This is a genomic window from Niveispirillum fermenti (assembly GCF_048066175.1).
GTDB classification, from domain to species: Bacteria; Pseudomonadota; Alphaproteobacteria; order Azospirillales; family Azospirillaceae; genus Niveispirillum; species Niveispirillum fermenti.
Genome location: NZ_JBLTXA010000012.1, coordinates 81,232 through 103,982, shown reverse-complemented (window position 1 = coordinate 103,982; position 22,751 = coordinate 81,232). Strand labels below are relative to the sequence as shown.

Below are 22,751 nucleotides of genomic sequence, written 5' to 3'. Positions count from 1 at the left end.
GTTATGCAACGGCAAGCATGATTGCGGCATGATCACGTGTTGATGGCCCGGACGGACATCCCGCCATCCAGGCCATCACCGGTCCGGATCAGTCGCGGAAATTATTGTACTGCAACGGCTGCTCGATCTTCAGCCCCTTGACCAGCGCGATGGCGGCCTGCAGGTCGTCCAGCTTCTTGCCGGTGACGCGCAGTTCATCGCCCTGGATGGCCGTCTGGACCTTCATCTTGCTATCCTTGACAGCCTTCACGATCTGCTTGGCCAGCGCCTGGTCGATCCCCTGCTTGATCTTCACGGTCTGGCGCAGGGTGCCGCCGGCGGCATTTTCCTCCTTGCCCCAGTCAAGGCAGCCGGGATCCAGCTTGCGGCGCACGAAATAGCCTTTCAGCATTTCCTGAAGCTGCGCCAGCTTGGTGGCATCCTCCGTATGGATGTGGATTTCGTTCTCCTTCTCCTTCAGATCCAGGGTCGATTTCGACCCTTTGAAGTCGAAGCGGGTCTGCAACTCGCGCAGGACACCCTGAACGGCATTATTGACTTCGGCGATATCGGTCTTGGAGACAATGTCAAAGGAAGGCATGGGTGGAAGAATTCCCGTTACGGTCAGTGATGCGTTCGGCACGAGACCGAGACTAGCATCAGCCGGCGTGGCACGTCACCCCCCGCCCACTTCCCGCCCCTTATACCGCGGCGGATCAGCCCTTCGGGATGGCTGCCATCTTGGTGCCGGCCACCGGCGCCTTGTCGCCGCCAGGGCCCTGTTCACCGGCCGAAAGCGCCGCGACCAGGAAAAGGCCGGCCAGTACCAGGGCCTGAAGGACCATGGCGGCCCGGTGCCTGGATCGGTTTGCATTGCGCATCATCGGCCTCCCTCGCTTCCATGGCTGGTCCCAGGTACCGCCCCGATACCCGTTCTGCACTCCAATATATAAGCGACTCTATAACATCGGAACATTTAAGTTGTGACGGGTCGGTTTCGACCCCGTAACAACCTGTATCTGTTGCACGAATGGCACATGCGACGGCTGTCGCCGGGTGCTTTGCCCTTTGATGCGCGGGGTGCGGGTGCTAGATGTGCAGAAGAGCCCCGCCGGGGTACGGATGCCGGGAAAAGTGATGACCAAGCCACATTTCGACAGTGACGCCGCCACCCTGCTGGACGACCTGATCCAGCGCGCCCGCCGCGCCGGCGCGGAGGCGGCCGATGCCCTTCTGGTCGATGGCGCCGCACTTTCCCTGTCGACCCGGCTGGGCAAACCGGAAGGGCTGGAACGGTCGGAAGGCGGGGATCTGGGCCTGCGCGTGTTCGTGGGCAGGCGGATGGCCGTTGTCTCCTCCACCGACCGCAATCCGCGCATGCTCCAGGAACTGGCGGACCGCGCCGTGGCCATGGCCCGCGCCGTGCCGGAGGACCCGTTCTGTGGCATCGCCGATCCCGATGCGGTAACCCATGAATGGAAGGACCTGGACCTTCACGATCCGTCGGAACCAACGGCGGAAGCCCTGATCGAGGCGGCCCGCGCCACGGAGGATGCGGCCCGCGCGGTGCCGGGCGTCACCAATTCCGACGGCGCCGATGCAAGCTGGAGCCGGAGCGCCGTCACGCTGGTCGCCAGCAACGGCTTTGCCGGCGGCTATGGCGTGACGCGGCATGCGCTTTCCGTGTCCGTGCTGGCCGGTGGGGGCACGGGCATGGAGCGCGATTACGATTATCACGCCACCGTCTATGGCAGCGACCTGGAGAGCCCGGGGGTAATCGGCCTGCGCGCGGGCGAGAAGGTCGTCGCCAAGCTCAATCCCCGCAAGGTCAGGAGTCAGACCGTCCCCGTGGTCTTCGATCCACGCCTGTCCGGTGGACTGGTTGCCAGCCTGCTCGGCGCCATATCGGGCGCCGCCATCGCACGCGGAACCAGCTTCTTGAAAGATCGACTGGGTCAGGCGGTCTTCGCCCCCGGCATCCGGATCGTGGAAGACCCGCATGTCCCGCGGGGGCTGCGGTCGAAGCCCTTTGACGCGGAGGGACTGCCCAACCACCGCCGCGACCTGATTGATGATGGCATGTTGACCACCTGGCTGCTGGACCTGCGTTCCAGCCGCCAACTGGGGCTGGTGCCGACAGGACACGCGGCACGTGGCACCGGTGGCCCGCCGGCCCCCAGCCCCACCAATGTCTTCCTGAGCCCCGGCACCCTGTCACCGCGTGCATTGATGGCCGATATCAGCCAGGGGCTGTATGTCACGTCCCTGATGGGCCAGGGGGTCAATGGGGTGACGGGTGACTATTCCCGCGGTGCCGCGGGCTTCTGGATCGAGAACGGGGTCATCACCCATCCGGTGAGCGAGATCACCATCGCCGGCAATCTGAAGGACATGTTCCGGCGGCTGGTACCGGCCAGCGATCTTGAACTGCGCTACGGCATCGACGCCCCGACCATCCGGATCGATGGCATGACCGTGGCCGGCACCTGACCACGGACCATCATCGCCACAACCCATCCAACAGGGAAGTGCCTCCCTTTTGCAGAAGCGAAGACGCCCGGCATGCAGGGCCGGGCGTCTTTACTTATCCGAGGCTTTTTATTTGAAGCGGTCAGCCTGTGCTTCGGGAGTACCACTGCTTTTCCGTCACAGGCGAAATCAATGCTTCACCCGCACCCGGTTATCCAGAGGGTTATTCAGGCCGGAAACCCGTGCGGGCAGCCAGAATGGCAATCTGGGTGCGATTGCGCGCGCCCAGCTTCTGCATCATGGCCCGCACATGCACCTTGACCGTCCCCTCCAACACGCCCAGGCGCCGCGCGATCTCCTTGTTGGAGCAGCCTGACAGCAGCAGCTTGAAAATGTCACGCTGGCGATTGGTCAGGCGCGCGACATTGGCCTGTTCCAACCCGTCTTCCATGACCGGCATCGGATTGACCGGCGCCAGCAAGGCATAAGGCATCTGAACATAGCCCTCCCGCGTCAGGGCCAGACCGACCGCTTCGGCCAGAACCGCACTGGGGTCGCTTTTCAGCAGGCAGGCGGCAGCGCCCGCCGTCAGCAATGTCCTGGTCTCCGCCGCGGAGAACGAGGAAGACATGACAACAGCCGGCACACCCTGCAGCCGCGACAGGAAATCGGCCACAGCCACCATGCGATCCGGGCCCAAGCCGTCAGCATCCAGCAGTACCACATCCGGGACGCTGGCTCCCGCCGCCAGAAGCGAAAGCGCCTCTGCCAGGGTTCCCGCCTGCCAGGTCTGCGCCCCTTCATAAAGCGACGACAGGGTCAGGGCCAGACCGTGCCGCACCAATGCCTGGGGATCCACGACAAGGAAGGAACGCCGCCGTGCCAGCGCCGCCAGTTCCCCGCCATTATGCGTCGCGGAACGGGAATGCCCTTCCGACGAAATGACGCGCAACGTGTTGCCGGCACGGCGAACGGCGATGGTCATCGTGACCTCCTGCGGCGGGCATCGGACCCGCGTGATTAAAACTCCATTCATATTCATACGGATTAAGTCTAATCGCAACCTCGTTCTGGTAAGAAGGGGAAGAATCTGTTTATATTATTCTTAATATCAGGGTTATTACGAATTTGGTTCGAATTTCGAAGTATCTAACCTTGGTCATTACTTAAAATTCGACCTATATCCACTGCATTTTAATTAAAATGTGAACAATAGGCCGAAACGGCTTGGAATCTTGGGAAAAACTCCCATCGGATGCGCGGCGCTTCGGGATCGGCGGCGGTGGGGCAGGCTTGATCGAAGAGGAAGAGGGCGATGACATCCGGCTCGGTAATGCTTGTGGACCATGACCAGCTTTTCAGCGCGGCGCTCGCCGCTCTCCTGGAAGAGGAGGGCATGGCCGTGACATCACCCCTGCCCTCTTTGCAGGCCGCGGCGGTGGCGCTGGAGGATGGGGAAGGCCCGACCCTGATCATCGCGGATCCGGCCGGACTGGACCGGCAGGAGGAGGCGGAGCCACTGGCCCGGCTGCGGTCATTGGCGCCCGACGCCCGACTTCTGGTGCTCAGTTCCGACCTTTCGCCCAACGCCTTGGGCCGCAGTGTGGCGGCCGGCGCGCATGGTCATGTGTCAAAAGGGGCTTCCTTCAACGCCGTGCTGCGGGCCGTCAAGCTGATCCAGATGGGTCAGGCCGTCTATCCCGCCATGGCCGCACAGGCAATGGGCCAGGCCCCAATGCCTGCCACGCCGGTCGCAGATGTCGCTGGCAATGGCGAAGGGGCGGATCTGTCGCCCCGCGAAACCCAGATCTTGGCCTGCGTGATCAGCGGACATTCCAACAAGGCCATCGCCCGCCGGCTATCCATCACCGAATCAACGGTCAAGATGCATTTCAAGAATGCGATGCGGAAGATCAATGCCGGCAACCGCACCCAGGCGGCGATCTGGGCCATGGAACATGGCATCGCCCCCATGGCGTAGGGGAGCCGTCGCGACACCCACCCAACGACAAGGGCCGCCATGCTTTCCGCGTGGCGGCCCTCTTTCCAATCCGGTTTTCCCCCGCCGGCCAGCGCCGGCGGGGGATGGACCGGTCAGGGGAACAGGATGACGGCGCGGCGATTCGACGGCTCGCGCACGCCATCGGCGGTCGGGACCAGCAGATCCGATTCACCCTTTGCTTCCACGGCGATCTGATTGGCCGGCAGGCCCTGGCTGATCAGATATTCACGCACAGCCTCGGCGCGACGCTGCGACAGCTTCATGTTGTAGTCGGCCGGGCCAGAGGTGTCGGCATGGCCGGCGATGCTGATCGCCACGATCTTGCCCGCCTGCGCGTCGCGGGCGACGTTCTGCAGAACCTGCTGCGCATCGGCGCTCAGCACGGAACGATCCCAGTCGAAGAAGACCGTGAAGTTGCGGCTGATGGCCGGGGGCGGCGGGGGCGGCGGCGGGGGCGGCGGCGGCGGGGGCGGCGGGGGCGCAACCGTCGTCGTGGCCGGAACCGGCTTGGCCGGGGCGGCACCGAACACGGCGCGGACACCAACCAGCACGCTGTGCGAGTTGTAATCGGTCTTGTAGTTCGGCGTCTCCTTGTTGAACTTCACGTCATCGATCGCCAGGTAACGATAACCGAAGGTCAAGTCCAGGTTGCTGGCCAGGGCATAGGAAACGCCGGCCGTCAACTGGTAGGCGAAATTATTTTCCTTGCTGTTGGAATAATTGCCGGCAGCAAAGATCGGGCCGACATCATCGGTATCAACCCAGCCCCAGCCCAGACCAGCGCCAACATAGGGGCGGAAGGCGGAGCCCGTGGCGAATTCTTTTTCCACCACGCCCATCAGGGTGAAGGTGGTGGTGTCACCGATGGCGGCACCGGCCGGACCACCGCTGATTCCGTCCAGCTCGTGAATGTTGTAGCCGCCTTCGACACCCAGGCGCAGGCCGTCACCGAACTGATAGCCGGCGGACAGGGTGGCCGTCACAGCCTCGTTATAGTCGATCTTGTTGGTTGCGGTCGCCGACTTGAAATCGGCATCCTGCAGCCAGTTGACGCCGACCTGGGAGCCGATATAGGGCCCCTCCGGAAGGCTCTGCGCCGTAGCGGTCACGGGCAATACGAGCGCAAGCGCAGTACCCATCAGCAAATGGTGCAGTTTCATCATTCATTCTCCTTAAGGGGGCCCTCGGACAACCGTCTTGAAGTCGACCCCCCGACGGGGGTCTTCCTGACGGTGTCGTCTTTCTGTCACGGGTGCGCCGGACGTATCCAAGCGTGCCCCGGTCACATTACGCTTACAGAAATTGTGGTGCCAACTCAAGACGGCAACTTTATGGCCAAAGATACTAGCCCATTAGGCTGAACAATTTCGGACGAGCATTTGCTCTTGTTCTATGCCGCGGCGCGAAAGGCTTTTATGGCTTCCAGACGAGCCGATAGGGCATCCGGATAGTGCCGGCCATGCAGACGCTGCACTCCAGGATGGACGGCGTGGAACACCACGTCCTCGTCCCCGGCGACAACCAGTCCCAGGGCCTCCTCCTCGATCTCTATGATGAAATCCTGTCGCACCTGCATGGTTCCCCCTCAATCCGACTCCAAGGCATCCGGCCCTGTCGGCTGCCTAATACCCCGCAGGCCATGACAGTTTGTATGGCGCGGCGAAGGAAACGGGCACCAGCCATCCTGACGCGGGACTGGCGCGACGATCGATGTGGGCGCAGGATGGTTGCCAAGAGAGAAGGATTTTCTGAAGGAAAGGCTTTGGAAGTGAGCGTATCGATCCATGCCCTCCCCCAGGTGGAACTGCCGGAAGTGGTGCAGGTGGCCACCGGTATCCGTTCCATCCGGTTGCCTTTGCCCTTCGCACTCAACCATATCAACGTATGGGTGCTGGATGACCGCACGGCCGATGGCCAGCCGGCCTGGGCCGTGGTGGATACTGGCGTCTCCAGCCGTCTGTGCCGTTCCCTGTGGGAAGGGCTGCTGGAAGGCCCGCTGGCCGACCGGCACGTGTCCCGCGTCGTGGTCACGCATTTCCATCCCGACCATATCGGCTTGGCCGACTGGCTTTGCCAGCGCTTCGGCGCGCCCTTGTGGATGAGCCAGGCCGAATGGCTTCTGGCCCGCATGCTGCACCTGGACAAGTCGGAGTCGTTCGCGGAGGCAGAGCGCGAATTCTACGCTTCCATGGCGCTGGACCCGGCCATGCTGGCCGGGCTGGTGGAGCGGGTCCATGCCTATTCCCGCGCGGTTCCCGGTGTGCCCGCCCGGCACCGCCGCCTGCAGGGCGGCAAGCAGGTGCGGATCGGCGACACGGACTGGCAGATCATCACTTCCGGCGGGCATTCGCCCGAGCATGCGTGCCTGTACGACCCGGCGGACCGCGTCCTGATCGCCGGTGACATGGTTCTGCCGCGGATCAGCCCCAATGTCAGCGTCTGGCCGGCGGACCCGGAATCCGACCCGCTCGCGGAATTCCTGGACGGGCTGTCCCGCCTGCGCACACTGCCGCAGGATACCCTCGTCCTGCCCTCCCACGGGCACCCTTTCCGCGACCTGCATGGCCGCATCGATGAACTGGTCCGTCACCACCAGGAAAGGCTGAACGAGGCTGAAGCGGCCTGCCGCGACCAGCCACGGACCGTCGCCGACATCACACGGCTGATGTTTCATCGCCCGCTGGATGTTCATCAGATGACCTTCGCCGCCGGCGAGGCGCTGGCCCATCTCAATCATCTGGTCAATACAGGCCGTGTGACGCGGTCAAGGCGCGATGACGGCGTGCTGCTGTTCGCCGCAACCCGGTGACGACAGATTCCGTGACGGCGCAAGCCGTCCGGACGCGACGGCGCCGCCTTCGTCAGGCCGCCGCCATGCCGGGGGGTTTATTGCGGGCTGGACTTCACCGCGCCGGCCGCCGCCCCCGACGCACGCGCCGGCGGGGTCAGGCCGGCATCGGCCACCAGATTGGGCGGCAGGGGCCGGTCGCATCGCGGCGCGTTGGCCATGCGCAGCCCGTTGCCCTCCGGCACGAGACCGCTCCGGATATCCTCCAGGCTGGCCCGCATCACGTCGGCCACGCCAAGCGCATGCGTCCCGCAGAAGACGGGCGTTGTCAGGGCGATGGCGCGCTGCGACGCCTCGTTCGCCAGTCGGGTGCGAAAGCTGTCGAACGTGCGGGTGGCATTGCCCTTCGTCGTGCGCTTGTAATAAGCGATCAGGGTGCGTTCCCACTCCTGCACATTCTTCTGATATTTCAGCGTGAACAGCTTGTACTGATTGAACAGGCTGGTCTCGCCCTTCACGTCCAGATACTGGCAGGTCAGGCCGACCACCATCAGTTCCGTATGCAGGCGAATCCCCTGCTCCGCTTCGAATTCCTTGTCAGTGTAACAAATCCCCTTCGCGGTAGCCGCGACAGCAGGATTGAAGACCAGGGCTGCAACAGTGGCAGCGGCGGCGGCGGCGCGAAGGGCCGGACGGAAGATCTGCATGGAGAAGCCCGGGGCAGCGTTGCGCGATATCGGATCGGGCAAGACTTTGCCTCAACCGGGCGACGCCTGCAAGTGCGCATGAAACCGATATCGTTGCGCTGGCGGACTGTTCGGCACGGACAGGGGGGACCTGATCGATTTTTTTGCCTTCACAACGCTGTTCCTGCTTTCATTTCGTTCGTAATTCCCCCATATCTGGAAACACAAAATCTGGCAGACCCCCGTTATCGGCAGGCTTGACCTTCACGAATCCCATCCGGGGTTCCGGTCAAGAGAAAACTTGCCGGATCGTGTTCTGCCTTTTCCGCGAACCCGCTCAATGACGCATGAGCCTCTCTGGCAACCGAGTGATATCTTGAACGCCGAAACCGAAGTTGATGCGGAGTCCCCGAAGCGCCGGGGCCGAATTCCGCAGTCCGCTTGGCCGCGAATTCTGGAGCGTTACAAGGCGGGTGCGACCCTGTCTGCCATCGCGCGTGAATTCGACTGCACGCCCAGTGCGATCTCCTATATCGTCCGCAAGGCTGAGGCCGCAGGCGTGACGGCGGGGTCGGACATGGACACGCCGGTCATCGACACGCCCGCAGCCCCCACGGCAGCCCCGGCCGCCGTTGAAACGCCCGCGTCCAAACCGGAAGCCAAGGCGGAGAAAGCCGATACGCCGCGTCCGGCGCGCCGGTCCCCCCGTCAGGCCGTTAGCAAGGCTGATGCGATGACGGAGCAACCCGTCGCACAGGAAACCCCGGCTGTGATGGAGCCTGTCGCTGCGGCCGCCGCGCCGGCGGCTGCCGTGCCGCCTCCGGTTGCGACCGCTCCGGCCGCGCCGGCACAGCCAGCGCCGGCACAGCCAGCGCCGGTACAGGACGGACCCGCGCAGACCGCACAGGAAGCGGCACCCGCCAGCCTTCCCCAGCGCGAGTTGCCGTTGCAACATGACAGTGGTCGCGCCGGGGAAGGCGCGCCCCGCCGTTTCGAGGGTCGGGACAACCGGCCCCCGCGTGAGCCACGCGAGGGCCGGCACGACCGCCAGGAATTCCGCGGTGATCGCGAAGCACGTGGCGGTGACCGAGGTGAGGGTCGTGGCGGCGAGCGCGGTGGCGAAAACCGTGGCCAGCAGGGCGGCGACCAGCGCCGTCCCCTTTCCGGTGGTGTCCCGCGTTACCCGCAGGGTGGCCAGCCCGGCCCCCAGCGCAATGAACGTTTCGGGCGTGACCGGCTGGAAGGTGGCAACCGGCCGCCGCGTGACTTCGAACGCGACCGAACGCCGGCACCCGACCGTGCTGCCGCTGATCCGGGCATCGCAGAAGGACCGACGGAGACCGTCTATCCCTATCGCCAGCAGCAACGCAACCCGGCCCGGCTGGAAGCGGCGGAAACACCGACACAGCCCGCCGACGAGCGGATGGATGCCGCCGCCAAGGTTTCCGCCGAGGCGTATCGGGCCTGGAAGAACCAGTCCGGAGGCGTTCAGGGGCTGACCGACGCGCTGCATGAGCTGCGCAAGGTCATCGCGCGGATGGAGATCGAGATTTCAGCCAGCCGCAAGGAAGAGCAGCGGCCCATCCCCTTCCCATCCTACCGGTCCCACCTGCCCCCGCCGCAGCAGCCGCGCGGCTGACAGGGACACGGGCGTCACAAAGATACGGTTCCAGTGAAAAACCCCGTTTCGGTTCGAAACGGGGTTTTTCTTTGGTCTCTGCACGCAAGGTAGGACGCACCAATGAAAGGGCCGCCCCGGTTTCCCGGAGCGGCCCTGCAATGGCCACACACCAATGCCATACCCCTTTTCAAAGGCATGGTAAGTCATACTATTTTGCGGTGATCAGAACCTATTTGTTCTGATCACCGCAAAATTACCGACGCCAACATTCGTTGGCTTGGCGACGCCGCGCAAGCGGCACGGCGTCGGTCGCCGCCGGACCAACTTGCGATGAGGAGAACTCATCGCAAGTTGGTATCAGGCGTGCGATCAGGCCTTCTTGGCGGTGGCCTTGGCCAGCACGCCCTGCAATTCCTCGATGCTTTCCTTGACGCGCTTGGAAAGAACTTCCGCAGCTTCCGTGTTCGACTTTGCCACCAGTTCGGACAGTTCCTTCAGGTTGGCGGACGCCTTCTCGAACGACGCCTTCACCAGCGCCGCCTGCTTGGCAACCTTGTCCTCCGGCGTGCCGGCGGCCAGCAGTTCGGTGACGATGGTGGAGGTCTCTTCCAGGGACTGGCGGACAATCTCGGCCTGACGGCGGGCGACAGCCTGATAGCCTTCGATGGCAAGCTGGTTCGCTGCGACAATGGCTTCAACATTGCGGCGCTGGACCGCGACCAGACCTTCCACGTCGGGGCTGGGCAGCTTGAAATCGAAGAAAGCCTTCTGGAAGTCCGTCAGACGGTTCGGGTCGAAAAGCTTGGTATAATCGAAATCCACGAACGGGTTCTTGGGCGCGGCCATGATCTTCCCCTGAAAGCTGTCACTATTGCGGAAGGTCGCGGCGAAACGCTGCTGCGCCGCAACATAGGATGAGGACATCATGCACTTTGCCGACTTTTTAGTCAACTTCTTTGTTGCAGCGCACAAAAATCCTCAGATATCAACGCCCTCGCTGTTACGAACCGATAGAGTGGAACAGGCGAAATAATCACAACATGAACAGCGCATCGGTGAGGGCGAGCCTCTCACAACCGGGCTCAAAGACAATGGTCTTGTCAAAGGAAGCCAGTCACAGCGACAGGTGGCCACTGGCGCCGACCCACCCCCTGTCACGCCACGTAAACGAAAGCTTAACGAATTGGTCATGCGCGGCCAGTTCCATCAAGGCGAATAACATCCTGCCCGCTGCGCCCATGGTCCTAAACTTTTACACAGGAATGACGATGACCCGCGCTACGCAAGCCCCCGCGCCAAAGTCAAGCCCTTGAATAGTTGCCATGCCGGCGGACCTCTGCCACTCACAAGAAAATATTTATTTATAACAATGGGTTAGTATTTTTCTGCCTAAATTTTCATCAATCATGCAAAAGCCGCGGGTTCCCTGGCTCCCCACCATCCGCCCCCGCACTTTTCCGCAGACTTATCCACAGATTCCGTGGAAATCCTGCACAGCCCGGATCACCCATGCCACCCCTTCCGGATGGATAGGGCAGCCCTGGCCATAGGTCGGCCTTCTATTACCTTCGGCCGGGTCGGGGCCTCTGGCACCCGGCCGGGCAACAGGTGATTGACCATTGTGGGCGGATGGGCCACATGCTGGGCCATGACTGACGACGCCGATCAGAGAATGCCCGACCAGACCGCTCCGCATGATGCCGCATCCGCGAAGCAGAAGCGGCCGGTCGCCGACCTCAACCGCGGCGTTGAGGTCATCAAAGCCTATCTGCGCACGCTGCCGGACCGGCCCGGCGTCTATCGCATGCTGAATGATGACGGCGATGCGCTCTATGTCGGCAAGGCACGTAGCCTGAAGAAGCGTGTCACCAACTATACGCTGCCGCTGAAATTGCCGATCCGCCTTCAGCGTATGATCGCCGAGACCACGCAGATGGAGTTCGTCACCACCCACACGGAGGTGGAGGCGCTGCTGCTCGAGTCGAACCTGATCAAGAAGCTGATGCCGCGCTATAATGTCCTGCTGCGCGACGACAAGACCTTCCCGCATATCCTGATCCGCGGCGGCCACGCCTTTGCGCAATTGACCAAGCATCGTGGCGCCAGGACGGAACCCGGCAGCTATTACGGTCCCTTTGCATCGGCTGGTGCGGTCAACCGGGTGCTGACAGCGCTTCAGCGGGCCTTCCAGTTGCGTACCTGCGCCGACACGATCTTCAACAGCCGCACCCGTCCCTGCCTGCAATACCAGATCAAGCGCTGTACCGCACCTTGCGTGGAGAAGGTCGGCACCGTGGAATATGAGCAGCAGGTGCGCGAGGCCCGGCAGTTCCTGGAAGGCCGCAGCCGGGACATCCAGGCGCAACTGGCGTCCGACATGCAGGCTGCGGCGGAGGCGCTGGAGTTCGAGCGGGCCGCCAAGCTGCGCGACCGCATCCGCGCCCTGACCGCCATCCAGGCCCATCAGGACATCAATGTCGAGGGCGTGGATGATGCCGACATCATCGCGGCCTTCCAGGATGGCGGCACCACCTGCATCCAGGTCTTCTTCTTCCGTGGCGGGCGCAATTACGGCAACCGCGCCTATTTTCCCAGCCATGACAAGGTGCTGGAGGTTGAGGAGGTCCTGTCTTCCTTCATCGCGCAATTCTATGACAACAAGGCGGCACCAGCCCTGATCCTGGTCAGCCACGACCTGCCCGAGCAGCCCCTGTTGCAGGAGGCCCTGTCGGTGCGGGCCGGGCAGAGGGTGGAATTGCATGTGCCCCGGCGGGGGGACAAGAAGCGGCTGATCGACCACGCGGTCAACAATGCGCGTGATGCCCATGGACGGCGCCTGGCCGAAACGGGCAGTCAGGCCCGGCTGCTGGCCGGCGTGGCCGAGGCGTTCGGCCTGCCCGAGCCGCCGCGCCGCATTGAGGTCTATGACAACAGCCATATCCAGAGCGCGCATGCCATCGGGGCCATGATCGTGGCGGGACCCGACGGGTTCATCAAGAATGCCTACCGGAAGTTCACGATCCGTGCCGAAGGCGCGGCCGGGGATGATTTCGCCATGATGCGGGAAGTCTTCACCCGCCGATTCGAACGCGCGCTGAAGGAGGACCCGGAAAGGTCCGGCGAAAGCTGGCCCGACCTGGTCCTGATCGATGGCGGCGAAGGGCAACTGGCCGTGGTGATGGAGGTGATGGCCGAGTTGGGGATCGAGGACGTCCCCCTGGTGGCCATCGCCAAGGGGCCGGATCGCGACGCGGGGCGCGAACGTTTCTTCATGCCGGAGCGCCCGCCCTTCGGCATGGAACACAAGAGCCCCGTCCTCTATTATCTCCAGCGTTTGCGCGATGAGGCACACCGCTTCGCCATCGGCACCCATCGCGCCAAGCGGGAGAAGGCCATCACCGTTTCACCCCTTGACGAGATCCAGGGAATCGGGCCGCGGCGCAAGAAGGCGCTGTTGCTGCATTTCGGCTCCGCACGGGCCGTTTCACGGGCCGGGCTGGCCGATCTGGAAACCGTTGAGGGTATCTCCAAGGCCGTGGCCAGAATCATCTATGATCACTTCCACGGGGAGGGATAGGATGCGCCCCGTCGACGCCCGATCCCTTCCCCAGCCCCGGACCCCATGCTGACAAGCCTGCCCAACATCCTGACCCTGTCGCGCATCGCGGTGATCCCCGTGGTCATCGCGCTGTTCTTCTTTCCGGGCGCCTGGAGCGCCTGGACGGCCCTTGGCCTGTATAGCGCTGCCTGCATCACCGACTGGTTCGACGGGTATCTGGCCCGTGTCTGGCGGGAGGAAAGCGTCATCGGCAAGTTCCTGGACCCCATCGCCGACAAGCTGCTGGTGTCTGCCGTGCTGATGATGCTGGTGCAGGTGGACAAGATCGACGGGCTGGCCATCATTCCCGCCATCATCATCCTGCTGCGGGAGGTGATGGTCTCGGGCCTGCGCGAATTCCTGGCGGGCCTGCGCATTTCCGTTCCCGTCAGCCGGCTTGCAAAATGGAAAACCGGCATTCAGATGGTGGCCATCGGCTGGCTGATCGTCGGGGTCGACGGCCCGCCCGGCTGGCCCGTGACCCTGATCGGGGAGGTCGGCCTGTGGATCGCCGCCATCCTGACGCTGGTGACAGGCTGGGATTATCTGCGCGCCGGGCTGCGCCACATGCTGAACCCGAACTGAACCGGAAAGGACGAGGGGCGTATGCTGAAGCTGCTCTATTTCGCCTGGCTGCGCACGAAGATCGGCATCGCGGAGGAGCGGGTCGCCCTGCCCGACGGGGTGGCCGACGTGGCCGGCCTGCTGGAATGGCTGCGCGGCCGCGGCCCCGGCTATGCCGACGCGCTGGCCAATCTGGATGTCGTGAAGGTGGCGGTGAACCAGGAATATGTCCCCGTTTCCCATGCCATCGCGGCAGGGGACGAGGTGGCGCTGTTTCCGCCCGTGACGGGGGGCTGATGACGGTCAGGGTCCAGCGTGACGATTTCGACATCGGGGCCGAACTGGATACCCTGACGGCCGGGAATGCCGGCATCGGCGGCCTGTGCAGCTTTGTCGGGCTGGTGCGTGACCTGCATCCCGATGCCGGGGAAGCGGCCGGAACGGTACGGGCCCTGACGCTGGAACATTATCCCGGCATGACCGAACGCCAACTGACCGCCATCGAGGCGGAGGCGCGGGCACGCTGGCCCTTGTCAGCCTGCCTCATCATCCACCGGTTCGGGCGGATGGAGCCCGGGGAACGCATCGTGCTTGTCGCCTGCGCATCGGCCCATCGTGAAGCGGCCTTTTCCGCCTGCCAGTTCCTGATGGACTGGCTGAAGACCAAGGCGCCCTTCTGGAAGCTGGAGGATACGGGCGAAGGCGGCCGCTGGGTGGCGGCCCGCGAAACTGACGACGCTGCCAGCAGGCGCTGGGAAGGCCCCGCGACCTGAACCGGTTGCAATCCACCGCCCTGCAATCCACCCGCTACCGGCACCCGCCCTGCCCGGCATCATCGGCCTATGCCCTCTCTCCAGAGGGGGTATGCGGGTGGTTGCGCGCGACAAACGGCCCCCGGCTGTGTCAAAAATAGGCTCAGTATTCACAGCACCAGTCTGGAAATGTCCACCAAGGACGGCATCACAACGATTCTCGTTGCCGGGGGGCGCGCCGCGTACTATCCCGCCCCTGCCCCGCTCGAACGCCTCACACCGCCCGCGGCACTCCGGTTCCTGCGCGTCGGCGACACCCCTTTGTCCGCCTGCCGGGCCATTGCCCCCACATTGCTCGTGCTGGACATGGCCTGCCTGGACGATCCGCTGGCCGTGGTCGCGGACATCCGCGCGGCCGGCCTGCCGGTGGAACCCGGCATCCTGCTGATCGGTGACGCCATCGCACCCGGATTGCGGGTCAGGGCGCTGGAACTAGGCGCACTGGAGGCAATGGACCGCCCCGGCGAGATCGATGAATTGCAGGCAAGGCTGCTTGCCCATGCCCACCGGCAGCAGCGGCTGATGACAGCAGAGCAGACAGCCGCGGAACGGGCCTGTCGTCTGACCGAAGTGCTGGAACTGCTGAAACGAGCCGAACGCAAGCTATTGACGCAAGGCCAGGAGCCGGCGGCGACCGAGGTCACGCCCGGCATCGACACGCTGTCCCGCGCCGCGCACGAGTTGCGCACCCCGTTGCACGCCATCCTGGGTTTCGCCGAACTGATCCGCGATGCCGCCCACGGCCCCCATGCCGATCCGCGATATGGCGACTATGCCATCGATATCCACCAGGCCGCGACGCACCTGCTGGCCCTGGTGGACGGCACGCTGGACCTGGCCAGGGTGGAAGCCGGGGCCGAGACCCTGAATATCCGGGACATCGATATCGGTCGCACCGTACAGGACAGCGCGCGCATGCTGTGGCGACTGGCGGAAGGCAGCGGCATCACGCTGGATGTCAACATTCCGCAGACACCGCTGCGCATCCGCACCGACCCGGAGAAAGTGCGGCAAATCGTCTTGAACCTGGCATCGAACGCCATCAAGTTCACCCCGCGCGGCGGCCGGGTGACGGTGGAAGTCAACGAGGCGACCGGCGGCGGCGCCGTGATCCTGGTCATCCGCGATACCGGGATCGGCATCGCGGCTCAGGACCTGCCCACGGCCATGAAGCCATTCGGCCAGGTGCGGCAGGCCGACAAACCGCACCCGAAAGGCACGGGCCTGGGCCTGCCCCTGACCCGGCGCTTCGTGGAAATGCTGGGCGGCACGCTGGACATCGACACGGCACCGGGCATCGGTACCGTGATCAGCGTGCGTCTGCCAGCGAGCACACCAGAGCGGCGCACCCCGACATCCTAAGGGTGCAAGGGGCCTTGATTTATCCACGGGTGTTTTCCGCTTCATCCTGGTTGCAACGCATTGCAACCAGCACAGGGCCGCGGAATTACGGCCAGCGCCCTGCGCATGCCTGAACCGACGTGAATTGTCCCCCCTCCCAGGGTTCCCTGCCGCAAACCTGCAGCAGGATCGGGGTCAACTATCTGTTGTAAAATGGTTTTCCAGATTTTATGTGACCATGTCATCCATCAATGGAACTTTCCCGGCCAGTTACAATTGCCTAAAGAATAGGCATATCGCGGAGTCTGGCAGGCCGCTTGGCCTATACGCAGTTACCGTCGCATTGGCCACAGACTTATCCACAGATTCTGGGGAGATCAGCCGGCAGCCGGTTTCACAAACCTGCGGGCAGAGTTGCTGGTGATGGGCGACGGGCGACAGCGCAAGGGTGTAACCGTCCGCATAGATTGTGACCTTCAAATCTTCAGGAGTATGAATTAAGGGACTATCCCATTTGACCTATAACCTCTGGTAGGTCCACCATGCTTAATAATGTCTCCCTGAAAGCCCGCGTCACCGGCGCCTTTGTGGGTATCCTGCTGCTCACCATCCTGCTGGGACTGTTCTCGTTGAACCGGCTGGGTTCCGTGGCGGACGCATCGGCGCTGGTCAGCGACAATGCCCTGCCGTCGGTGCAGTCGCTCTCCGCCATCAACATCGCTGCGCTGAGCACCCGCAACACACAGTTCCAGCATATCCTGGCCCTGGACGGGGCCGAGATGCGCAAGCTGGAAGATGTGATCGCCGCCGACCTCTCCGCCATGGCCAAAGCCAAGGCTCTTTACGAGCCGCTGATCTCCTCCGACGGGGAACGGGCCCTCTACAACCGGTTCAATACGCAATGGGGACGGTATGAACAGGGATGGGGCCGGCTGATCGTCCTGTCGCACAATAATGAGACGGAGAAGGCCGGGACGATGATGCGCGAGGAACTGGCCCCGCTCTATCAGGAGGCGCAGGAGACCCTGAACGAACTGGTCGCCCTCAACACCAGGGCGGCGGCGGACGCGGCGCAGAATATCGGCGACACCGTTTCATCCAGCAACACTTCCACGACCATCATGCTGGCCGTTGCCGTGCTGGCCTGCCTTGCCGCGGGCTGGACGCTGATTTCCAGCGTCGTGAAGCCGGTTCGCGGCATGACCGACACCATGAACCGTCTGGCCCGGCACGAATTGACGGCGACCGTCGAAGGCGGGGAGCGCCGTGACGAGGTCGGTGACATGGCACGCGCCGTTCAGGTCTTCAAGGAAGGGCTGATCGAGGCCGACCGGCTGGCCGAAGCCCAGAAGCAGGAGGAAGCCGCCAAGGAACGTCGCGCCGCGCTGATCGCCGACCTGATCCGGGGTTTTGACGACAAGGCCACCGCCGTGCTGCGCGCCGTGAGCGCCGCCGCGACCGAACTGGACGCCACGGCCCAGTCGATGAGCGCCATCGCGGAGGAGACCAACCGTCAGGCCGCCGCCGCCGCTGCTGCCGCCGAACAGACCACGGCCAACGTTCAGACCGTGGCCGCCGCGGCGGAGGAAATGGCCGCCAGCATCACCGAGATCAACAGCCAGGTCACCCGGTCCAAGACCATCTCCGACCGCGCCTTTGCCGAAGTGCGCCAGACGGACAATACCGTCGCCGGCCTGGCAGAGGCCGCGGGCCGGATCGGCGCCGTCGTGCAGTTGATCCAGGATATTGCCGGGCAGACCAACCTGCTGGCCCTGAACGCCACCATCGAGGCGGCCCGCGCCGGAGAAGCCGGCAAGGGCTTTGCCGTCGTGGCGTCGGAGGTGAAGGCGCTGGCCAACCAGACGTCCAAGGCGACGGAAGAGATCGCCGCCCAGGTCAATTCCGTGCAGCAGGCCACGGACAGTTCGGTGACGGCCATCCGCTCCATCGGCCATACGATCCAGTCCGTGTCGGAGATCGGAACCTCCATTGCGGCCGCCATGGAACAGCAGGGCGCCTCGACCACCGAGATTTCCCGCAACGTGTCGCAGGCCGCGATGGGCACGCAGGAGGTTTCCGCCAATGTCAGCCAGGTGACGGAAGCTGCGGCCCAGACCGGTGCCTCCGCCACCCAGGTTCTGGGTGCCGCGCGCGAACTGGCCCAGCAATCCGAACATCTGCGCACACAGGTGGAGAGGTTCCTGGCGGACATCCGCGCCGCCTGACGCATTGCCATGTCCTGTCAGGCCGGGATCGGGCGGGTGCTGTGCGCACCCGCACTTTCCCGGCCAATTCTTTGTCGTTAGGGTGCGGGCATATCCTCCCGAACATCCTTCGACAAAGGATCGACAATGACCATCCAACTCCATGTCTGGCCCACCCCCAATGGTTACAAGGTCTCCATCGCGCTGGAGGAAATGGGCCTGCCCTATGATGTGCATCCCGTCAATATCGGCAGTGGCGATCAGTTCAAGCCCGACTTCCTGAAGATCGCGCCGAACAACCGCATGCCGGCCATCGTTGATCCCGACGGACCGGGCGGCAAACCGCTGAGCCTGTTCGAGAGCGGCGCCATCCTGATCTATCTGGCGGAAAAGACCGGCAAGTTCCGGCCACAGGACCCGGCCGAATGGTACAGCCATGTGCAGTGGCTGATGTGGCAGATGGGCGGCGTCGGCCCCATGTTCGGGCAGGCCGGCCATTTCATCCTTTATGCCCCGGAGAAGGTGCCCTACGGCATCGAACGCTACCGCAACGAGTCCAGGCGGCTGCTGAAGGTCGCCAATACGCGGCTGGGCGAGACCGCCTATCTTGGCAGCGACGCCTATGGCATCGCCGACATGGCCACCTTCCCCTGGGTACGCAGCGCGCCGAAATATGATATCGACCTGAACGATTATCCCAACGTCCAGCGCTGGTTCAATGCCATCGCCGCCCGGCCCGCCGTGCAGCGCGGCCTGGCCCTGCTGGCGGACAAGGTGCGCCCCGCCGGTGCGCCCATGTCGGACGAGGAGCGCGCGAACCTTTACGGCAAGAAGCCCTGAAAGCCGCCGGAAGACCCGCCCGCCCCCGTGCATCATTCCCAGGGGCGGGCACCGGGTGCCGCGCGGGTGGCCACCACGGCGATGCCATCCCGACGCAGGTGGAGCGCGTGTGCGCCCCTTGCCGTCAGGACGGCTTCGTCGATCACCAGCGGCGCCTCGCAGCCCGGCAAGGGCCAGCGCGACAGGACGGCATCCAGCCCAGCCGCGCATAGCCCGCCGGCCGCCGCCGCATCCAGGACCAGTCCCACGCGCCGGCCGTTCAGGCTGTAAATGCACCCCCCATCCCGGCAGCGCAGCCGGCCATCCGGGGTGCCCTGCCGCGGCCAGGTCCGGACGGGACCGGACAGCCCGTCGCGCTGGGCCCAGGCATCGCTGTCGAAGCGGCCCGTCCGGCGGGTTGAAACCGCCAGCCCGCCATCGGCCAGCCGAACGGCGATCACCTTGCCCTCCCCGCCGATGCGGATATCCGGCCTGTCGGCCAGCGGCATGGTCAACAGCCCGGCCAGGATGCCGGCCAGCCCCAGCAGCCGCACCCGCCCCTGCCAAAGACAGAGCCACAGGCAGGACAAGGTGACGATGGCCAGCCCCGACATGGGCAGATGAGGCAGCATGGTGGCTGCACCGGGCAGGGCCGACACAAGATGGGCCGCCCACAGGATGGCCTCCACCCCCCAGCCCATGGCCACGATCGCCCAGCCCTCCAGCCCCAGCGGCATCAGCAGATAGACGATAAGGCCCCAGGGCATCACCCAGAAACTGGTGACCGGCACGGCGATCAAATTGGCCAGCAGGCCGTAATTCTGCATCTGCTGAAAATGGTGCAGGCCGAAGGGAACGGTGATGAAGCCGGCCACCACCGATGTCAGCGTCAGGCCCCCGGCATAGGTCAGGGCCCGTCCCCACCATGTCACCCCGTCGCGCCGTCGCGCCGCCATCCAGGGCGTCACCACCTCATAGGCGGCGATCAGCGCGATGACGGCCGCGAACGACATCTGGAAACTGGGCCCGGTGATGGATTCCGGCTGGACCAGCATCACGGCCAGCGCCGCCATGGCCACGACCCGCATTGAAAACGGGCTGCGATCCGCCAGCACGGCCAGCAGCATGATCCCCGTCATCAGCACCGACCGCTGCGTCGGCACAGGCGCCCCGACCATCAGCATGTAGAACAGGGCGGCCGCCATCGCGCCAACAGCCGCATATTTCTTGATTGCATGGCGCAGGGCAAAGGCCGGCCACAGCGCCATGCCCCCCCGCAGCACCAGAAAGACCAGTCCTGCCACCAGCCCGATATGCAGGCCGGAGATGGAAAGGAGATGCTGAAGGCCCGCCTCCCGCATGGCCACAAGATCGGCTTCGGGAATGGAACTGGGCTGGCCGTTCAGCAGCGCCGTGGTCACACCGGCCGCTGCCCCGGAAAGCCGCTTTTCCACCCGCGCGGCAATGGCCTGCCGCCAGCGCTCCAGCGAGAAGGCCTCATCCGGCATCCCCAGCAGGCGCGGCGGCCCCAGGACGAAGCCGCTGCCGCCAATCCCCTGAAAATAAAGGTGACGGCGGAAATCGAACGCCCCCGGCTCGACCGGATCACCCGGCGGGCCGACACGGGCGAACAGGCGCACGGGCTGCCCGATCTCCGGCGGCGACACCTTGGCCCGGACCAGCAGGCGCAGCAGGTGGGGCGTCCGGTCGGGCGGCAATCCATAGATCGAGACATCGGTCAGGACCAGGCGCATGCCATTCGCCAGCGGTTCCACCCGCAGCACGCGCCCCGTTACCCCCGTCGGGCCGATTTCCGACAACAGGACAGGGGCGGCCACACGATGGGTCCGGTACTGGCCCGCCGTGAAGCCCAGGGCGCAGGCGACCAGGGTGATCCAGATGGCCGCCGCCCATTGGGGCCGCCGCACCTGGGCCGCCAACGCCAGACCCGTGCCTGCCGCCAGCATGGCGGCCCCCATCCAGGAAGGCGGCTCATATGACAGGCTGAAATAGAGGGCGCTGCCGATGCCGACAAAGACCGGAAACCACAATATCCAGCGCTGCCGCTCCGCCAGGAAGGGCGCTGACAGCCGTTCCAGCCCCTTCCATCCGCCCTTGTCCGATCCCATGCCGCCCGACCGTCCCCGAACCGCCCGTCAACACCGATGGGGAGTATTAGTAGAGGAAATGTCGGCATCTATCATCTTTGGGTTTCGTGCCGCCGCATTCTCCGATCTTGCCGGACGCGGAAGGCCGGGACCGGCCGCCCCTGCACGACCGGGCAGTTCCCACTGGACGGCAACTTTGCGCAACCCACGACTTTTCGCGGGGGTAGCCACCCCGGGGGCGCGCTGTTCAGGGTTGGCGGCCCTGTGCTAAACCACCCGTCAAACAGCTTTGCCCTCCGGGTTCTCCCAAGAGATTTCACGATGATCGTCACCCGCTTCGCCCCCTCGCCCACCGGTTACCTGCATATCGGCGGCGGCCGCACGGCCCTGTTCAACTGGCTGTTCGCCAAGCATCATGGGGGCCGGTTCCTGCTGCGGATCGAGGATACGGACCGCGCGCGGTCCACGCAGGGGGCCGTGGATGCCATCCTGGACGGTCTGAAATGGCTGGGCCTGGAATGGGACGGCGACGCCGTCAGCCAGTTCGAGCGCAAGGACCGCCACGCCGACGTGGTGGAACAGATGCTGGCCAATGGCACGGCCTACCGCTGCTATTGCACGCCGGAGGAACTGGACGCGATGCGCGAGGCGCAGAAGGCCGCGGGACAGCAGCCGCGCTATGACGGGCGCTGGCGCGACCGCGACCCCTCGGAGGCGCCGGCCGGCATCGCACCCGCCATCCGTCTGAAGGCCCCCCGGGAAGGCGAAACCGTGGTCGCCGACCATGTGCAGGGCGAGGTTCGGGTGCAGAACAACCAGTTGGACGACCTGATCCTGCTGCGCTCCGACGGCACCCCCACCTATCTGCTGGCGGTTGTGGTGGATGATCACGACATGGGTGTAACGCATGTCGTGCGCGGCGACGACCACCTGACCAACACGTTCCGTCAGCTTCAGATCTATAACGCCATGGGCTGGGCGGCGCCGGAATTCGCGCATATCCCCCTGATCCATGGCCCGGACGGGGCCAAGCTGTCCAAGCGGCATGGCGCGCTGGGGATCGAGGCCTATCGCGACATGGGCTTCCTGCCGGAAACCATGCGCAACTATCTGCTGCGCCTGGGCTGGGGCCATGGCGATGCGGAGATCATCTCCACCGAGCAGGCCATCGAATGGTTCACGCTGGAAGGCATCGGCCGGTCGCCCTCGCGCCTGGACTTCGCGAAGATGGAGAACCTGAACGCCCATTATATCCGGGAAACGGATGATGCGCGCCTGGCCACCCTGACCGCCCCCTTCATCGAAGCGAAGATCGGCCGCGCCCTGACCGACGCGGAGAAGGACCGCTTCCTGCGTTCCATTCCCGGCTTCAAGCCGCGCGTGAAGACGCTGATCGAACTGGCTGACGGCGCGCTCTACCTGTTCGCGTCCCGCCCGCTGGCGCTCGACGCCAAGGCCGCCGCCCTGCTGACCGATGAGGTACGGGGCCAGGTCGCGGAGCTTGCCGCGCGTTTCGCCGGCTCCGCCGAATGGTCGGCCGTCGCCCTGGAGGGCATCGTGCGTGATTTCGCCGAAGCCAATAGTCTCAAGCTTGGCAAGGTGGCACAGCCGCTGCGCGCCGCCTTGACCGGAACCACCGTTTCACCCCCGATTTTTGAGGTCGCGGAAATTCTCGGACGTGAGGAGGCCCTCTCACGTATGGAAGATGTCAAAATCCGTGGTTAAGAAAGTGCTGTTGCGTTGCACTCGCTGCGGCGCGG

At 64.5% G+C, this 22,751-nt stretch carries 20 protein-coding genes; 12 read left to right on the top strand and 8 right to left on the bottom strand.

Annotated elements, in window-relative coordinates:
- Positions 1-88: 88 nt before the first annotated feature.
- Positions 89-580, bottom strand: a complete 492-nt coding sequence (locus ACM9LZ_RS14150; protein WP_416620129.1) for a YajQ family cyclic di-GMP-binding protein — start codon at positions 578-580, stop codon at positions 89-91.
- A 115-nt stretch (positions 581-695) separates the two neighbouring features.
- Positions 696-824, bottom strand: a complete 129-nt coding sequence (locus ACM9LZ_RS14145) for a hypothetical protein (RefSeq protein ID WP_416620128.1) — start codon at positions 822-824, stop codon at positions 696-698.
- A gap of 292 nt (positions 825-1,116) precedes the next feature.
- Here ACM9LZ_RS14145 and ACM9LZ_RS14140 point away from each other — a divergent pair, with 292 nt between their 5' ends.
- The gene (locus ACM9LZ_RS14140) at positions 1,117-2,469 is read left to right on the top strand and encodes a TldD/PmbA family protein (protein ID WP_416620127.1); all 1,353 of its coding nucleotides are present in this window, start codon (positions 1,117-1,119) and stop codon (positions 2,467-2,469) included.
- A gap of 202 nt (positions 2,470-2,671) precedes the next feature.
- Here ACM9LZ_RS14140 and ACM9LZ_RS14135 read toward each other — a convergent pair whose 3' ends face one another.
- Positions 2,672-3,433: a response regulator transcription factor gene (locus ACM9LZ_RS14135; protein WP_416620126.1), complete on the bottom strand. Its 762-nt coding sequence runs from the start codon at positions 3,431-3,433 to the stop codon at positions 2,672-2,674.
- 330 nt (positions 3,434-3,763) lie between these two features.
- On the opposite strand from ACM9LZ_RS14135, the gene ACM9LZ_RS14130 reads away from it, so the two are divergent.
- Positions 3,764-4,429, top strand: coding sequence for a LuxR C-terminal-related transcriptional regulator (locus ACM9LZ_RS14130; RefSeq protein WP_416620125.1), 666 nt, complete (start codon positions 3,764-3,766; stop codon positions 4,427-4,429).
- 113 nt (positions 4,430-4,542) lie between these two features.
- Here the strand turns inward: ACM9LZ_RS14130 and ACM9LZ_RS14125 are convergent, their stop codons facing one another.
- Complete coding sequence (locus ACM9LZ_RS14125; protein ID WP_416620124.1) at positions 4,543-5,613, bottom strand: OmpA family protein; 1,071 nt, start codon at positions 5,611-5,613, stop codon at positions 4,543-4,545.
- Positions 5,614-5,840: 227 nt separating this feature from the next.
- The gene (locus ACM9LZ_RS14120) at positions 5,841-6,026 is read right to left on the bottom strand and encodes a hypothetical protein (protein ID WP_416620123.1); all 186 of its coding nucleotides are present in this window, start codon (positions 6,024-6,026) and stop codon (positions 5,841-5,843) included.
- A 192-nt stretch (positions 6,027-6,218) separates the two neighbouring features.
- Between ACM9LZ_RS14120 and ACM9LZ_RS14115 the strand changes: the two genes are divergently transcribed.
- Positions 6,219-7,259, top strand: coding sequence for an MBL fold metallo-hydrolase (locus tag ACM9LZ_RS14115; RefSeq protein ID WP_416620122.1), 1,041 nt, complete (start codon positions 6,219-6,221; stop codon positions 7,257-7,259).
- A gap of 77 nt (positions 7,260-7,336) precedes the next feature.
- On the opposite strand, the gene ACM9LZ_RS14110 is transcribed toward ACM9LZ_RS14115, so the two are convergent.
- The gene (locus tag ACM9LZ_RS14110) at positions 7,337-7,945 is read right to left on the bottom strand and encodes a hypothetical protein (protein WP_416620121.1); all 609 of its coding nucleotides are present in this window, start codon (positions 7,943-7,945) and stop codon (positions 7,337-7,339) included.
- A 355-nt stretch (positions 7,946-8,300) separates the two neighbouring features.
- Here ACM9LZ_RS14110 and ACM9LZ_RS14105 point away from each other — a divergent pair, with 355 nt between their 5' ends.
- Positions 8,301-9,563, top strand: coding sequence for a hypothetical protein (locus ACM9LZ_RS14105; protein ID WP_416620120.1), 1,263 nt, complete (start codon positions 8,301-8,303; stop codon positions 9,561-9,563).
- A 351-nt stretch (positions 9,564-9,914) separates the two neighbouring features.
- Here the strand turns inward: ACM9LZ_RS14105 and ACM9LZ_RS14100 are convergent, their stop codons facing one another.
- Positions 9,915-10,472, bottom strand: a complete 558-nt coding sequence (locus ACM9LZ_RS14100; RefSeq protein ID WP_416620119.1) for a phasin family protein — start codon at positions 10,470-10,472, stop codon at positions 9,915-9,917.
- 721 nt (positions 10,473-11,193) lie between these two features.
- Between ACM9LZ_RS14100 and uvrC the strand changes: the two genes are divergently transcribed.
- The 7 genes from uvrC to ACM9LZ_RS14065 all read left to right on the top strand — a co-directional run bounded on the left by uvrC (position 11,194) and on the right by ACM9LZ_RS14065 (position 18,904).
- Complete coding sequence (gene uvrC, locus ACM9LZ_RS14095) at positions 11,194-13,122, top strand: excinuclease ABC subunit UvrC (protein WP_416620118.1); 1,929 nt, start codon at positions 11,194-11,196, stop codon at positions 13,120-13,122.
- 45 nt (positions 13,123-13,167) lie between these two features.
- On the top strand, positions 13,168-13,728 hold the full coding sequence (gene pgsA / locus ACM9LZ_RS14090; RefSeq protein WP_416620117.1) for a CDP-diacylglycerol--glycerol-3-phosphate 3-phosphatidyltransferase: 561 nt from the start codon (positions 13,168-13,170) through the stop codon (positions 13,726-13,728).
- Between the two features lie 24 nt (positions 13,729-13,752).
- Complete coding sequence (moaD, locus tag ACM9LZ_RS14085; RefSeq protein WP_416620165.1) at positions 13,753-14,004, top strand: molybdopterin converting factor subunit 1; 252 nt, start codon at positions 13,753-13,755, stop codon at positions 14,002-14,004.
- A complete protein-coding gene (locus tag ACM9LZ_RS14080; RefSeq protein ID WP_416620116.1) occupies positions 14,004-14,480 on the top strand; it encodes a molybdenum cofactor biosynthesis protein MoaE in 477 nt (158 codons plus the stop codon). The genes moaD and ACM9LZ_RS14080 overlap by 1 nt, the downstream gene beginning before the upstream one ends.
- A gap of 168 nt (positions 14,481-14,648) precedes the next feature.
- Positions 14,649-15,881, top strand: coding sequence for a sensor histidine kinase (locus ACM9LZ_RS14075; RefSeq protein WP_416620115.1), 1,233 nt, complete (start codon positions 14,649-14,651; stop codon positions 15,879-15,881).
- A gap of 521 nt (positions 15,882-16,402) precedes the next feature.
- Entirely contained in the window at positions 16,403-18,085 is a 1,683-nt protein-coding gene (locus ACM9LZ_RS14070) for a methyl-accepting chemotaxis protein (RefSeq protein WP_416620114.1), read from the top strand.
- Positions 18,086-18,211: 126 nt separating this feature from the next.
- Positions 18,212-18,904, top strand: coding sequence for a glutathione S-transferase N-terminal domain-containing protein (locus tag ACM9LZ_RS14065; RefSeq protein WP_416620113.1), 693 nt, complete (start codon positions 18,212-18,214; stop codon positions 18,902-18,904).
- 32 nt (positions 18,905-18,936) lie between these two features.
- Here ACM9LZ_RS14065 and ACM9LZ_RS14060 read toward each other — a convergent pair whose 3' ends face one another.
- Positions 18,937-21,012: a ComEC/Rec2 family competence protein gene (locus tag ACM9LZ_RS14060; protein WP_416620112.1), complete on the bottom strand. Its 2,076-nt coding sequence runs from the start codon at positions 21,010-21,012 to the stop codon at positions 18,937-18,939.
- 300 nt (positions 21,013-21,312) lie between these two features.
- On the opposite strand from ACM9LZ_RS14060, the gene gltX reads away from it, so the two are divergent.
- The gene (gene gltX / locus ACM9LZ_RS14055) at positions 21,313-22,716 is read left to right on the top strand and encodes a glutamate--tRNA ligase (protein WP_416620111.1); all 1,404 of its coding nucleotides are present in this window, start codon (positions 21,313-21,315) and stop codon (positions 22,714-22,716) included.
- Positions 22,717-22,751 lie beyond the last annotated feature (35 nt).